The 13,147-nt window shown below is 36.6% G+C and carries 15 protein-coding genes; 11 read left to right on the top strand and 4 right to left on the bottom strand.

Features of this window, described 5'->3' with window-relative positions; genetic code table 11:
* Positions 1-56 precede the first annotated feature (56 nt).
* Genes ACFPYN_RS04725 through ACFPYN_RS04690 form a run of 8 tightly spaced genes read left to right on the top strand, consistent with a single transcriptional unit; the run spans position 57 to position 6,870 of the window.
* Positions 57-566 (top strand): A24 family peptidase, encoded by a 510-nt coding sequence (locus ACFPYN_RS04725; protein ID WP_377732857.1) that lies wholly within the window; start codon positions 57-59, stop codon positions 564-566.
* Positions 563-943, top strand: a complete 381-nt coding sequence (locus ACFPYN_RS04720) for a TadE/TadG family type IV pilus assembly protein (protein ID WP_377732856.1) — start codon at positions 563-565, stop codon at positions 941-943. Before ACFPYN_RS04725 ends, ACFPYN_RS04720 begins: the two co-directional genes overlap by 4 nt.
* Positions 943-1,875, top strand: a complete 933-nt coding sequence (locus tag ACFPYN_RS04715; RefSeq protein WP_377732855.1) for a pilus assembly protein TadG-related protein — start codon at positions 943-945, stop codon at positions 1,873-1,875. Before ACFPYN_RS04720 ends, ACFPYN_RS04715 begins: the two co-directional genes overlap by 1 nt.
* A 57-nt stretch (positions 1,876-1,932) precedes the next feature.
* Positions 1,933-2,469 carry a Flp pilus assembly protein CpaB gene (cpaB, locus tag ACFPYN_RS04710; protein WP_377732854.1) on the top strand — a complete coding sequence of 179 codons (537 nt, stop codon included), beginning with the start codon at positions 1,933-1,935 and terminating at the stop codon, positions 2,467-2,469.
* On the top strand, positions 2,469-3,641 hold the full coding sequence (locus ACFPYN_RS04705) for an AAA family ATPase (RefSeq protein ID WP_377732853.1): 1,173 nt from the start codon (positions 2,469-2,471) through the stop codon (positions 3,639-3,641). The genes cpaB and ACFPYN_RS04705 overlap by 1 nt, the downstream gene beginning before the upstream one ends.
* On the top strand, positions 3,641-4,978 hold the full coding sequence (locus tag ACFPYN_RS04700) for a CpaF family protein (protein WP_377732852.1): 1,338 nt from the start codon (positions 3,641-3,643) through the stop codon (positions 4,976-4,978). The genes ACFPYN_RS04705 and ACFPYN_RS04700 overlap by 1 nt, the downstream gene beginning before the upstream one ends.
* Positions 4,975-5,943, top strand: a complete 969-nt coding sequence (locus ACFPYN_RS04695; protein WP_377732851.1) for a type II secretion system F family protein — start codon at positions 4,975-4,977, stop codon at positions 5,941-5,943. The genes ACFPYN_RS04700 and ACFPYN_RS04695 overlap by 4 nt, the downstream gene beginning before the upstream one ends.
* 3 nt (positions 5,944-5,946) lie before the next feature.
* On the top strand, positions 5,947-6,870 hold the full coding sequence (locus ACFPYN_RS04690) for a type II secretion system F family protein (protein WP_377732850.1): 924 nt from the start codon (positions 5,947-5,949) through the stop codon (positions 6,868-6,870).
* Between the two features lie 85 nt (positions 6,871-6,955).
* Here ACFPYN_RS04690 and ACFPYN_RS04685 read toward each other — a convergent pair whose 3' ends face one another.
* Positions 6,956-7,669 carry a hypothetical protein gene (locus ACFPYN_RS04685; protein ID WP_377732849.1) on the bottom strand — a complete coding sequence of 238 codons (714 nt, stop codon included), beginning with the start codon at positions 7,667-7,669 and terminating at the stop codon, positions 6,956-6,958.
* Between the two features lie 209 nt (positions 7,670-7,878).
* Between ACFPYN_RS04685 and ACFPYN_RS04680 the strand changes: the two genes are divergently transcribed.
* The 3 genes from ACFPYN_RS04680 to ACFPYN_RS04670 all read left to right on the top strand — a co-directional run bounded on the left by ACFPYN_RS04680 (position 7,879) and on the right by ACFPYN_RS04670 (position 10,515).
* Positions 7,879-8,151: a hypothetical protein gene (locus tag ACFPYN_RS04680; protein WP_377732848.1), complete on the top strand. Its 273-nt coding sequence runs from the start codon at positions 7,879-7,881 to the stop codon at positions 8,149-8,151.
* A gap of 428 nt (positions 8,152-8,579) precedes the next feature.
* A complete protein-coding gene (locus ACFPYN_RS04675; RefSeq protein ID WP_377732847.1) occupies positions 8,580-9,884 on the top strand; it encodes an ice-binding family protein in 1,305 nt (434 codons plus the stop codon).
* Positions 9,877-10,515 (top strand): class D sortase, encoded by a 639-nt coding sequence (locus ACFPYN_RS04670; RefSeq protein ID WP_377732846.1) that lies wholly within the window; start codon positions 9,877-9,879, stop codon positions 10,513-10,515. Before ACFPYN_RS04675 ends, ACFPYN_RS04670 begins: the two co-directional genes overlap by 8 nt.
* Positions 10,516-10,716: 201 nt before the next feature.
* Here ACFPYN_RS04670 and ACFPYN_RS04665 read toward each other — a convergent pair whose 3' ends face one another.
* The 3 genes from ACFPYN_RS04665 to ACFPYN_RS04655 form a co-directional block, all read right to left on the bottom strand.
* Positions 10,717-11,013, bottom strand: a complete 297-nt coding sequence (locus ACFPYN_RS04665) for a hypothetical protein (RefSeq protein WP_377732845.1) — start codon at positions 11,011-11,013, stop codon at positions 10,717-10,719.
* Positions 11,014-11,159: 146 nt separating this feature from the next.
* Positions 11,160-11,996, bottom strand: a complete 837-nt coding sequence (locus ACFPYN_RS04660) for an alpha/beta fold hydrolase (protein WP_377732892.1) — start codon at positions 11,994-11,996, stop codon at positions 11,160-11,162.
* A 65-nt stretch (positions 11,997-12,061) separates the two neighbouring features.
* Positions 12,062-12,964 carry an alpha/beta fold hydrolase gene (locus tag ACFPYN_RS04655; RefSeq protein ID WP_377732844.1) on the bottom strand — a complete coding sequence of 301 codons (903 nt, stop codon included), beginning with the start codon at positions 12,962-12,964 and terminating at the stop codon, positions 12,062-12,064.
* Between the last annotated feature and the right edge of the window lie 183 nt (positions 12,965-13,147).

Genomic DNA, 13,147 nt, shown 5'->3' with positions numbered 1-13,147 from the left:
AAAGTAGCCCTACGTAACCGTGGGGCTTTTTTAATAAAGTAAGGGAGAAAAACCTTATGCAAAATTTAGTAATTATTCTTATTCTCGTTATTTCTATTATCACCGATCTCCGTGATCGTAAAATCTTAAATATTGTGACGCTTCCATCGATAATCGCTGCCTTTATCTATCATTTCTTTACGTCTGGTGTAGAAGGCTTTTTATATAGTGGGCAAGGTTTTTTAGCCGGGTTAGGTATGTTAATTATCCCGTTTTTAATGGGTGGAATCGGAGCGGGAGATGTAAAGTTACTTGCGGCAATAGGAGCATGGAATGGGACATTTTTCATTTTTTATACAAGTATTTATGCAGGAATCATTGGTGGTCTCATTGCGCTATTAATTCTTCTTAAAAGAAGAGAGCTTGTTTTCACACTAAAACGTATGTTGTTCTCAGTAGCTTTTATAAAAAGTGCTAAAGGATATTTGGTGATTAAAGATGATGTGCATGGTTCTTTTTCGATTCCATACGCAATCCCAATAGCATTAGGCGCACTACTTACATTTTTAATGGAGACATTCCAATGAAATCACAAAAAGGGCAATCGCTTGTTGAAACCGCGTTAATTATACCTATTATTTTGATGCTTCTATTTGGTATTGCGGATTTTGGTAGGGTTTTTCATGTATATCTAACGCTCGACCATGCTGGACGTGAAGCTGCTCGGGAAGCTTCAGTTGGTTCAGAAGACTCTGAAATCAAATTGAAAATAATAGATGATACAAGTGGTCTTGATAAAAATAAGTTAGGAATTTCCATAACACCCGGAGGTAAAGTAAACAGAGTGAGCGGAAGTGAAGTGACAATTGAATTGACCTATACAGTTGATTTTTTAACTCCATTTATTGGACAAATTATTGGAACTTTCAATTTGGAAGACACAACAGTAATGAGGGTGGAATAGTGAGGAAAAACTATTTATCACTCCTTAAAGAACAAAGTGGAGTGGCTATGCTATTGGTTGCCTTTTGTATGTTCATGATAATTGGTTTTACAGCTTTGGTTGTGGATGTAGGTGGACTCTATCTTGAAAAAAGCCTTCTTCAAAAGGCATTAGATGCTGCTGTCCTAGGTGGTGCTCAAGAGTTAAAGATTTCGAAAGTTAATGCTACGAACGAAGCAATTAAACTAGCAGAAAAGAATGGATTTATAGTTAGCGAGAATGAAGTAACTGCTGGAACCGATTTTATTGAAATACAAAAGTCCGTTACAAAAGATTTAACATTTGCTAGAATATTGGGCTTTAATCAAACAGATATTAGTGCCTCGGCTCGAGCAGAAACAGTCCAAACACTACTCAAGGGAGAAGGGGTTATTCCTGTCGCTTTTGAACGTAAAGTCCTAGAAAGTGCGGGTTTTGGAGAACAATATATGATGCATTCTAAACCAGGTGAAAACATCAGAGGGAATTTTGGATTTCTAGCAATCGATGGGAGAGGTGCAAATATCCTTCATGATGGAATTAGTAACGGCGCTAATACCCCTGTTGAAGTAGGCAATAGTGTAGAAACCGAACCCGGCTTGAATTGGGGCAAAGTAAGAGAAGGATTTCAAGATAGAATAATCAAGGATAAAGGAAATCTAAACTGTTCGTCATACCAAACAGCTGATAAAACCTGTAGACGAATCGTCACTGTTCCTATAATTGAATCATGGGACGATGCACATGGTAGATCAGGTGTGAAGATTATTGGATTCGCAGCATTTTGGGTTGAAAAAGTAGAGCCCAATGGTAATGATAAAGCAGTAATTGGTCGATTTATTGAATTCGTTAGTGGAGGAACATTCGGACCTGGTGAACATTTCGGAATCTATGGAATAAAACTTGTAAATTAGAGACTAAAAAATGGAGCAGGTGAATTTATCAATACGAAGAAAATTTGGATAATTGCTATGGTGTTTGGAATCTTCGCTTCTGTGCTGCTGTTCTTAAAGGTTACAGAAAGTCAAAAGCCGTCTATCCAACAAGAAAAGCCGTTAGTAATAGAGCACAAGGAGAAAAAAGAAGAAGCTAAAGCTGAAGTAGAAATCGTGCCTAAAATGATTCCAGTTTCAGAAGGAAAACGTGCGATAACTATAGCGACCACAGACGTTCAAGGGGTAGCGGGATTCGTAATCCCAGGTTCATATGTAGATGTAATTGCAGTCATGGAAGGACCGGAAGAAAAAGAGGAAGCCCAGCATGACTCCGCTACACTTCTATTGCAAAACGTTAAAATTTTAGCGATTGGCCACTCTGCGGATGATGAAGAGACAACGAAACGGTATCAGATGGTTACTGTTGAAGTGACACCAAAAGAGGGACTTATTTTAGGGTTTTCTACAAGATATGAACTGTATTTAATGCTTAGACAAGATGGTGATGACAAGATTGAACCCGCTCATACTCATATTCACGAAGATGAATTACACGAAGGGGTGTTTAAATAGTGGTGAAAATATTCTCCGTGTCTGAAAATTATGATTGGATTTCAAAAATAGATGTCATAGTAAATCCTGAAAACATGGTAAATTGGGTGGCAAACGAGTCTAGACTATATAAGCAATTACAATCGGTTAAACAATGTATTGTGCTATTACCAAATTCAGAGTCGTATGAAATATATAGCTTATGTTCAAAAATCTCAAAGGAATTTCCTCTAGTAACGATACTGTTGGTATTTAATGTAGAAGTAGAATTCGATATGAAGAGGGCATTAAGAGCAGGAGCTGATGATGTTATTTTCCTTTCTACTTCGTTAAATAAAATAAAAGAAGATATTAATCTAGCAATAGAAAACAGTGGTAACAAATTATTTCAACAGTTATTGAAACCTAAAAAAAATGGAAGAGTAATCTCAGTTTGTAGTACAAAGGGTGGGATTGGAAAAACGACAATCGCTGTAAATCTAGCAGCGTCCTATGGAAAGAAATCAATCACAGTTGCAGTCATGGATTTAAATCTTCAATTCGGTGATATAGCTATGTTTTTGGATTTAAAGCCAGAGCTAACAATATATGATTGGGTAAAAGAGGATAAAGAAGGTAAACAAATCGAGAACTATTTGACGGATTTTAGAGATGGCATTTCGGTTTTAGCGGCACCACAACGACCTGAATTTGCTGAAGTAATAACAGGCGATGATGTAAGGAAGGCACTTACTAATCTTAAGCAACTATTTGACGTGGTGATTATTGATGCATCCAGTTATATGAATGAAATTGGACTCGTCGCTTTAGAGAACTCGGACGATATTTTGTTGCTGACATACCTCGATTTGCCCACATTAAAAAACAGCAAGCTGCTCCTAGATACGCTAGTTTCTTTACGTCTAGAGGAACGAGTTAAGATTGTCTTAAATCGACAAACCAAAGTCTTGGGCATCACAACAAGCACCATAGAAAAGGTAATCGGCAAAAGAATTTTTGCAGCCCTTCCTGTAATGGAAAAAGCTATGCTATTAGCAGTGAATGAAGGAAAGCCTTTAAGCTATTCGCACCCAAAATCACAAGTGTCAAAAAGGATTCTTCAAATGGCTGAAACATTATATAGCCCTCAAAGCCAACCAACAAATGAAATTCACGATGACGAACAACTGGATCCTGTAGGAGGACTTATTTAATGTCCCTATTATCACGTTTAAGTGGTGAACAGATAAGTTTAGAGAACAAACAAGAAATCACGATAAAACCTTTAACTACGAGTAAAAACTCAAATGAATTAGAAGTGGTACTTCATAGCTTCCTTGTTGATGAACTGAAAAAACCGATGAATCAAAAACAGGAAATGGAACCATTAATAGAAAAGCTAACGAATGATTTTTTGGGGAAAGAAGGAAACCATCTTACCTTCGAGGAAAAGAAGCAACTAAAACATGACATTTCACATGAGATTACAGGATATGGACCTATTTCACCGCTTCTTGATAATCCTTCTGTGACAGAAATAATGGTCAATGGACCGAACGATATTTATATTGAAGTAAACGGAAAAATCGAAAAAACTTCTATCCACTTTCGAGATAATTTACATGTGTTACGTGTCATCGAAAAAATTGTAGCACCATTAGGTCGACGAATCGATGAAAGTGTTCCGATGGTTGATGCCAGGCTTCCGGACGGCTCTCGTGTCAATGCCATTATCCCTCCTCTAGCACTTAACGGACCTACGATGACCATTCGGAAATTTTCAGAAGTTCCATTTACGATAAACGATTTATTACGAATGGGATCTTTAAGTGAAAACATGGCACTGTTTTTAAAAGTAGCTGTCAAATCCAAACTTAATATTTTTATAAGTGGTGGAACTGGTTCAGGTAAAACAAGTACATTAAACGTCATCTCATCATTTATTCCTAATGATGAACGAATTTTGACAATAGAAGACGCTGCTGAATTAAGACTATCGCAAGAACATGTTGTAGCTTTAGAATCTCGCTCATCAAACATTGAAGGGCAAGGTGAAATCACCATACGAGACCTTGTCCGAAATGCTCTCAGAATGCGACCTGATCGCATTATTATTGGGGAGGTACGTGGTGGAGAAACACTGGACATGCTTCAAGCGATGAACACAGGTCATGATGGAAGTCTAGGAACAGGACATGCAAACTCCCCCAGGGATTTGTTAGCAAGACTTGAAACCATGGTCTTAATGTCGGGATTGGACTTGCCTGTGAAGGCCATTCGCCAACAAATTTCTGCTGCCTTAGATCTTATCGTTCAACAAGCACGAATGAAAGATGGCTCAAGGAAAATAACAAAAATTACTGAAGTGTTAGGCTTAGAAGGAGATACCATTGTTCTTCAGGATATATTTGTTTACAATGAGCGTAAAAATCCAACTACAGGTAGAAGTGAACATCAGTTTACTACTACCGGAATTCGTCCAAACTGTATCGAAAAATTTACGATAGCAGGACATAACATCCAAACGATGTTTAAGGATGAGTGGGTATGACAAATCACATTATTTATCTGTTATTACTTACATTTTTCACCACCACAGTCATCTTCAAATTTGCACTATCACAGCTATTTGAAAAAACTAAATATGAAAAAAGATTAACAAAGTATATTGATATCAATGACTATAGGCGATCGAAAAAAGATAAGGAAGCACCTCAATACCTGGAAAACTCTTCATTAAAGATAATAAGTAAAGGGATTGAAAGTGTAGTCAATCTTTCTAAGCACGAACAACTGCTCACACAATCTGGAGTAAGACGATCACTTATAGAATTATTTATTGGCAGAGTTATGCTTTTCATTATATGTTTATTAATAGGGTATTTTCTAGAAGTACACGTTATATTTACTATCATGGGTGGGATAATCGGATTCCATCTACCCATTATATATGTTAAGAAAAAACGAAAAAAGCGCCTGCAAATGGCTTCGAACCAACTGGGAGAAGCGTTAGGCACGATGGCAAATTCACTTAGAGCAGGTTTTAGTTTCATGCAAACTTTGAATATGGTGGCAAAAGAGGTTGAAGAACCACTAGGACCTGAATTCTTAAAAGCATTACAAGAAATTAATTATGGCATAACGGTAGAAGAAGCTTTTCATAATTTGCTAGAGAGATTACCAGATAAAGAACTCGAAATTGTCTTAAATACACTAATCATCCAACGTGCTACTGGTGGGAATTTAGCTGTTTTATTAGAGACCATGCAAGAAACAATATTTGACCGATCCAGAGTTAAAGATGAAGTGAAAACATTGACAGCTCAAGGGAAAATGTCGGCCATGATAATTACGATCTTACCACTAGCACTTGCACTATATTTAAAGTTCGTCAATCCAGAGTACTTTCAGTTATTATTTACCCACCCACTAGGTTGGGCAATGGTTATTATGGGGTCAATCAGCATCATGCTTGGATGGTTTTTTATCAGTAAAATTGTTCAAATTGAGGTGTAGAAAATGATTACTTTATTAACTTTCCTATTTACTGTACTATTTTTTATGTTTGTTTTCGGAGCAGTTTTAACGCATGTTTTTAGTAAGCAAATAGCCATATCCAGAAGAACAACCTCTTACTTTGGCGTTGCAGGAGTAAATGTGAAACTAGATAAAAAACGAAGAAATACCAAAGACAATCTTATATTAGTGAAAAAAATTAATGATAAAGCAAAAAAGCTGATTGATCAAAAAACCTCACCATCAAAAAAGAAGAATTTAGATCAACGGTTGCGTGAAGCGGGATATCCACTCAATCTATCGTCAACTGATTTTCTTTTTCTCCAACTGCTACTTGGGTTTGTTCCTTTCGTTATTCTCATCATACTATTGATTAAATTAGATACCAATATTCTCTCGAGCTTGTTGCTTGCTGGTAGTATAGCGGCACTTGGCATATACTATCCGTCATTTTTTTTAAGTGTAATCATTAAAAAGAGGCGACTTGCGATTCAAAAAATGATGCCCGATTTTTTTGATATGGTCAATCTTTCTATCGAAGCGGGAATGGGTCTTGATGCTTCAATATTAAAAGTTTGTAATCAAACAAAAGGCCCTCTTTCCGAAGAGTTCCTGCAAACGTTAGATGATATGAAACTTGGAAAGTCCAGAAGAGAAGCCTATGCTGATTTACGAAGTCGTGTACCTGTTCATCAGTTTCAAAGTATTATCACATCGTTAATTCAGGCAGATATCTTAGGTGTGGGAATGGCAAAAGTTATCCGTTCATTAACAGTGAGAATAAGAGAGCAAAGAACACAATTGGCAAGAGAGCAAGCGATGAAAGCACCAGTAAAAATGATTTTTCCGATGATGCTATTCATATTCCCTGCCATCTTTATTGTTATGTTGGGGCCGTTAATTATTTATTTGATTCAAACACTTTAGTGAAAAGTAAATGGAAATGCTAAAACAGGCATTAGGATAGGTGACCCTAATACCTGTTTTGTATATTAATCGGAAAGCTGAGATTTTACAGATCTTCGTATGAAGACATTTTGTCCATATTACTCGCGATCATAGCAATGATTGTGCTCGCCTCTTCTTTTGTAAACGATAAAGTACTTTCTTCTTTATAGAACTCGTTGTCTTCTGACCAGTATCGATTGACTCGTTGGAGAACGCCGTTTCCAGTAGCACTGACAACACCAAATTGATAGGTTACTTCAACTTCGTCCTCGATTTGGAATGCAGTAACTTCAGGTGTTTCCCATTCAATCTCAACCTCTTTAAAAATGGTTTCATCATCGTCTTCTAGAATCTCACCGACGTAATATTCTTCGCCATCGTCAGCTTCTAAAAGGTAGTCAGCTTCGTTATCAATTTCATCATCATCATCTTCAACCTCATCAACAGCTACAAACATATCGCTGTCACCGTTTATGAAATCATGGAAGCTGTCATGAACAGCGTCAATGACATCCTCAATATCTGCGAGAATAATTCTAGCAGGTTGTTCGAATTCATAATCAAAAGTTTCTACATAAAACTCTTCATTATGTGGGTCAAAGAGGAGGGTACAGAAGTAATCCCTTTCGTTACCTTCCGTCTCGACAAAAAATTCGACTCGTGGATGTTTTGCACTTTGATCAATCGTCATCTGACCGATTTGATCATATTCTTCACAAATCGAATTCAGATGATCTTGAAGCTCACTAGTTACTCTGTTAAACCATTCCATCGACATGCTGTAGCCGCCCCTTTAATTTTATTCTTCCTTCAATCATTTATCTTTTCCAAATTTGTCTATTTTATTACATGCCATTTAAATCCATTTAATATGGAGTACATTATTTACGGGAAGTTACAAAGTAATAATACGCATAATAAACTACCGACTCCGAATACTAACGAAGCTGTGAAATTTTCAGTAAATGAATGTAGGAGGATGATTAAATGAGATTTTTTGCATGGAGTGCTGTCGGAGCTGCTATTTTTGGTGTTGTAAAAGGAATGAAGAGTGGGAATATTCAACAATTAATTAAGAATTTCCCGAAAAACATAAAAGCAACGAACTTACAACAAATGATGCAACCATTAGCAGCAGGAATGACGCAGCCATTAGCGACAGCAATGACGCAGCCATTAGCAACAGCAATGACACAGTCATTAGCAGGGAAGAGCAACAATTCTTCAACCAAAAACGCAACAAAAAAACAAGGCGTCTGATTTGTTCTGAAATGGTCTGAATAATCATTTTGCTAATAAGTATTTCATTTAATCATAAAAAATAACCCATCTTGAGTTTAGGCTCAGATGGGTTATTCCTATTTACCAACCAGCCATTAAAGTCTTAGGGTTTTACTGTAGGAAATCCAAACTCACTACCGCTTAATTGACAAAATATTCAATTCCGGATGTTTTACTGAAAGAGACCCTTTTCTATAACTAATCAAGGAGTTTTGAGAAGATTACTGATGGAAAAAAACCTACCGCTTCTAATAGTTGAAGCTATTACTTTGTTGATTTTTCAAACATACTTTATGTGAATCTCCTAGTTTTTAGCATGTTTAACTCCATCTTGAATTGACAGAAATTTCTTCAAATAGTATATTAGATGGAGATATCTAATAAAAATACAGAGGTGACTTATAAAATTGAATAATTATAAATCGACATCTTTCTTCCTTATTCTGTTTCTTTCGTTTATCGTTTTCACATTGCCTGTTAGTGCAGTAGCTGTAGCGCCAGGTCTTGGATCTGCAAGTCCATATGGAATTTTAGGTGCAACTACGACTGTAACTGAATCAACTCAAATATTGGGTAGTATAGGAAGTGGAGGGGCTACAGGAACTGCTACTGTTACCGGTTCTACAGATGTTGCAAATGCAGCTTATAATTCAGCCTTTACAGATTTCAAGTCAGCTATGTCCAACGCTGATTCACAACTAGCTGAATTTACTCCATCAGCATCAGACCTTGGAGGTCAAACATTAACACCAGGAGTATATAAATTTACTAATGCTGTGTCAATCGGATCAAGTATGACACTTAACGGCAATGGGATTTACATATTCCAAATTGGTGGAGCACTTACTACTGCTGCCAATACACAGATTCGATTATTAGGTGGAGCACAAGCATGTAACATTTACTGGGTAGTCGATGTAGCAACCATTGGAGCAAACAGCGTTTTTGAGGGAACTTTAATGAGTAAATCAGCTATAACACTGGGTGCGGGCTCTTTGACTAACGGCAGAATGTTGGCACAGACCGCAGTTACAGCTAATGCAGCCAATACTAGAATCAATGTGCCACAAGCATGTGCTACACCAACAGAACCAACACCAACAGAACCAGTACCAGTACCAGTACCAGAACCAGAACCAGTACCAGAACCAGAACCAGAACCAACACCAACACCAACACCAACACCAACAGAACCAACGCCAACGCCAACACCAACACCAACACCAACACCAGAACCAACACCAACACCAATAGAACCAACGCCAACACCAACACCAACGCCTGGTACAGAACCGGAACCAACACCAGAACAACCAACTGTTCCAGGGACTAAAGATGATTCTCCTTCAGTGAATGTGAAAATTAACTCTGAGGGAAGCATGATTATTCGTGCCGTGTTACCTAATGACGTTAAAGAAACAGGTACTTGGATTTTCAATATTGGTGGAAAAACTTACAAAGCAAAAGGTAGTGAAGATATTACCTATACTGCAGATAATGTGCCTGTTGGAACTTACAAAGTAAGTGTACAATTTATAGCGGATGACAATGGTGAAGTAATCGATCTTGGTTCGTTTACCGTGTCTGTACCAACTGTTTCAGGGGGACAGCTTCCAGATACATCTACACCTTGGTATAACCTCCTTCTTGTTGGAACTGTTCTTTCTATGATAGGCTTAGCGGTCTTGATAAGAAGAAAATTTTATGCATAGAAAACGTTCATTTATAAGTAAGTTTAAAATTGCTCATATGCTTTCCCCGGGATTATTGATCCTGGGGATTAGTTTTATTATTTGGGCATCATTTCAAATTTATAGTTATTCTGTCCCAACATCTGCCCCGATAACACTAAAAAAAGAACAATTCGATACGGTTACCCTCACCCCTGAAACTAAAGATGTAAAAACAGATGAAGTAACAGATGAAATCCTGTATCCGATAAGACCAACGGATGGTGAAAATATAGGAAACCTAACGATTCCAGCAATAAATCAAGTGATACCAATCTTTCATGGCACTGATGAGGATGAATTAAAGAAAGGTATTGGTCACTTTTCTGGCAGCGTTCTTCCAGGGGAAAATGACAATTCTGTTTTATCAGGACATCGGGACACTGTATTTAGGGAATTGGGTCAGCTACAAATCAAAGATCAATTAATTGTAGAAACAACAGCAGGTACATTCACTTATGTAATCAGAGAAATTAAAATTGTTGATAGCGACGATAAAACCATTATTACGCCAACAGATAGTTCAGTATTAACCGTAACCACTTGTTATCCATTTGATTTCATAGGAAGTGCACCAGACCGATACATCCTTATTGCTGACTTTGATCACTAGGGATCAAATCAAACCTGTTTCCCTATAGGCTAAAAATGGCACTCTGGTTTAACTTAATTTACGAAAATATCGACAGTGCATAAACTGGCAGGCTCATCGGAAATACGATTAACTATTTATGAAAAGCAAAGCCATTATGTTGAAATAGTCACTAATGTAAATAAAAAAAGGGACTTCCTAAGCGGAAGTCCCTTTTTTTATTCAACCAAGGTAAGACTCTAAAAATTCTTCATGACTTACCATAAATACTTTTTGATAGGTAGAAACCGCATTGATTCTTTCTACAATCAGAGGATCTGCCATCAAATACATTTTCATTTGATGTATTTCTTTTTTGTTTTCTAGATAATGTGCTTTGATTTTATCCATTGCAAAGCCAAATAACGTGATGATTTGTTCTTTTTTGGTAGAAGCAGGAATGAACACATAGTATACATATTCATCTCTAATCCCTAAATACTCTCCAGCCTCGTCCTTAAAATATTTAAATAATAACATCTCGTAACTCCTTAAACTTAATAGTAATATTGTTATCAATTTAACTATTTATTATTCATTTTTTGAAAGAGGCTGAATGAACAGGTTTTAAGGGGACTTGTACACAAAAGTCCCTTCTTACTTGAGCTTAATATTTGGAAGTATGTTTAGTTGATCCAGTTCTTTCTTATCTCATTAATTACAACATCGGGTTTATCCCAATGTAACATGTGAGTGGTATTCGGAACCACCTGGATCTGGCCACTGGCTTTCTGATTAAATATCTCTGAAGTAATGGTTCGTTGATCATCCATTGTACTTGGTAATGTCGCCCTCAATAATTTAATATATGATGGCAATTGGTCGTAAATGTCTTCAGTTTCGTGTTTGTGCATGGCTCGAATAATATGATGTGCTGTTGTTCCTCTTGCATGCCAAATGACTTTATTGTTTAACTCGATACCAAGGTCTTTTACAGCCAATTCCAATAGTGGAGACCATCTAGAGTAAGCTGCTTTTTCAGAGCGAAAGAAATCTCTCCAGTTATTAAAAACGTAGTCTTCGAAATCTTTTTCGTAATAGGCTATTTCTTCCTCCATAGACTTTTCCCCACGCCTTTTAGTCTGGTATCCACCATCTATAAGGATTGTTCCAAGCGTTCTCCCTGGGAATTGAATCAAATAGTAGAGGGCTACAAAACTTCCCCATGAATGGGATAAGAAATAAAACGTTTCAATTTCAAGAATATCTAATATCTTATTAATCCATACAGCTAGTTGTGGATACTCATATTTTTCTGCATCTAAAAAGGGTGGGGTCTGGCCATGTCCGGGGGCATCTATTGAAACAATTCGATATTCTTCTTTTAATTCTTCAGCAATCTCAATAAAACTAAGACCCGTGCTGCCTAATCCATGAAGACAAAAAATCACGGAATTTGTCGTACAACCCCATTCTGTAATATATACATTCATATCACCATCATGAATAAAGTATCTTTTCATATCCATTTCAATGTTGCCCCTTTTGGATGAGTGGTTACGTTTATGTATAAAATCTTCCTACTAGTTCATGAAGAAGTCAGATCGATGGCTTTAAGTATTCCATTAATCACAACATCAGGTTGATCCATGTGAACCGAATGACTTGAATGATTGGCAAACACTAGTTCACTATTTCGAGAAAGATGGATTTGTTCTTTTATTAGATTTTGCCAAGTTTCTTCCAATAATTTCATTTCACGTTCTGGCAAACCTTCTTCAATGCCGTTTCTAATCGTAAATTCTTTATCCCTACCAATCACTACTAAATAAATATCCTCAATTCCTCCTAGTCTTTTAATGGTCTCAGCATCTTTATTCCAATTCTCTATTTCAGACTTCATTGCTTTATATAATAGAGGTTTTTGATGAAACTCGATTAGTCTTTGTTTAATTGAATCAGGCAATTGCTTTTGTTTTTCTGTTAGAACAGGTTTTATTATTTCACTTAATTGTTCCTGACTCATAAGAGAGTATGTTGCAGATTTTTCAATCCAAAAATCATCTGTAGAATCTTTATTTAATATAGGCAAATCCAACTTGTCCAAAATGTTCAGATCCACTGAAGTAGAGTCCACTAAAACTAATGCTCGTACACTGCTTGGATGAAGCTTTGTGAAATGCTGTGCAATTAGACCACCATATGAGTGACCTACTACGATCACAGGCTCTGATATTTTCAATAGACCTAACAAGGAGTGAAGATCTTCAGCTGCAGTCTGTGTATTTCGATTACTATTATCTATAGCACTTTCACCAAGACCAGGTCTGTGATACATAATAACCTGATTTGTTTTACTTAATGTCTCTATAATCTCAAACCATTCTTCGAATGAGCAACCCATTCCAGTAAGGAAAACTATTGGCGTACCATAGGAACCCCTTTGTAAAACCTCTAATTTGTTATGATTAACAATCACGAACTTTTTCATTTTATACTCCCCTTTATTGTAAATTATACCAATAAAATTAAGAAGACAATAAGGAAGTGATTAATTGAGGTTGCCATTCATTATCAGAAAACTGAAAAATATGTTATCTTTTATTCCAAATGGTGGAACTTTTTCTAGTCCGATTCGTAAATATCTACTGATGAAAGAATTGATTATTGAAAG

Source organism: Paenisporosarcina macmurdoensis, assembly GCF_042658845.1.
Classification (GTDB): domain Bacteria; phylum Bacillota; class Bacilli; order Bacillales_A; family Planococcaceae; genus Paenisporosarcina; species Paenisporosarcina macmurdoensis.
The sequence above is the reverse complement of the archived record's forward strand: the minus strand, read 5'-3'. Positions and strand labels throughout refer to the sequence as shown.

What these genes read in the sequence shown, in the direction of transcription:
- ACFPYN_RS04720 (WP_377732856.1), top strand. Translation starts at nt 563, where the DNA reads ATGAAATCACAAAAAGGGCAATCGCTTGTTGAAACCGCGTTAATTATA.
- ACFPYN_RS04670 (WP_377732846.1), top strand. Translation starts at nt 9,877, where the DNA reads ATGCATAGAAAACGTTCATTTATAAGTAAGTTTAAAATTGCTCATATG.
- ACFPYN_RS04665 (WP_377732845.1), bottom strand. Translation starts at nt 11,013, where the DNA reads ATGTTATTATTTAAATATTTTAAGGACGAGGCTGGAGAGTATTTAGGG.
- ACFPYN_RS04695 (WP_377732851.1), top strand. Translation starts at nt 4,975, where the DNA reads ATGACAAATCACATTATTTATCTGTTATTACTTACATTTTTCACCACC.
- ACFPYN_RS04680 (WP_377732848.1), top strand. Translation starts at nt 7,879, where the DNA reads ATGAGATTTTTTGCATGGAGTGCTGTCGGAGCTGCTATTTTTGGTGTT.
- ACFPYN_RS04700 (WP_377732852.1), top strand. Translation starts at nt 3,641, where the DNA reads ATGTCCCTATTATCACGTTTAAGTGGTGAACAGATAAGTTTAGAGAAC.
- ACFPYN_RS04685 (WP_377732849.1), bottom strand. Translation starts at nt 7,669, where the DNA reads ATGTCGATGGAATGGTTTAACAGAGTAACTAGTGAGCTTCAAGATCAT.
- cpaB (WP_377732854.1), top strand. Translation starts at nt 1,933, where the DNA reads ATGGTGTTTGGAATCTTCGCTTCTGTGCTGCTGTTCTTAAAGGTTACA.
- ACFPYN_RS04660 (WP_377732892.1), bottom strand. Translation starts at nt 11,996, where the DNA reads ATGAAAAGATACTTTATTCATGATGGTGATATGAATGTATATATTACA.
- ACFPYN_RS04690 (WP_377732850.1), top strand. Translation starts at nt 5,947, where the DNA reads ATGATTACTTTATTAACTTTCCTATTTACTGTACTATTTTTTATGTTT.
- ACFPYN_RS04725 (WP_377732857.1), top strand. Translation starts at nt 57, where the DNA reads ATGCAAAATTTAGTAATTATTCTTATTCTCGTTATTTCTATTATCACC.
- ACFPYN_RS04655 (WP_377732844.1), bottom strand. Translation starts at nt 12,964, where the DNA reads ATGAAAAAGTTCGTGATTGTTAATCATAACAAATTAGAGGTTTTACAA.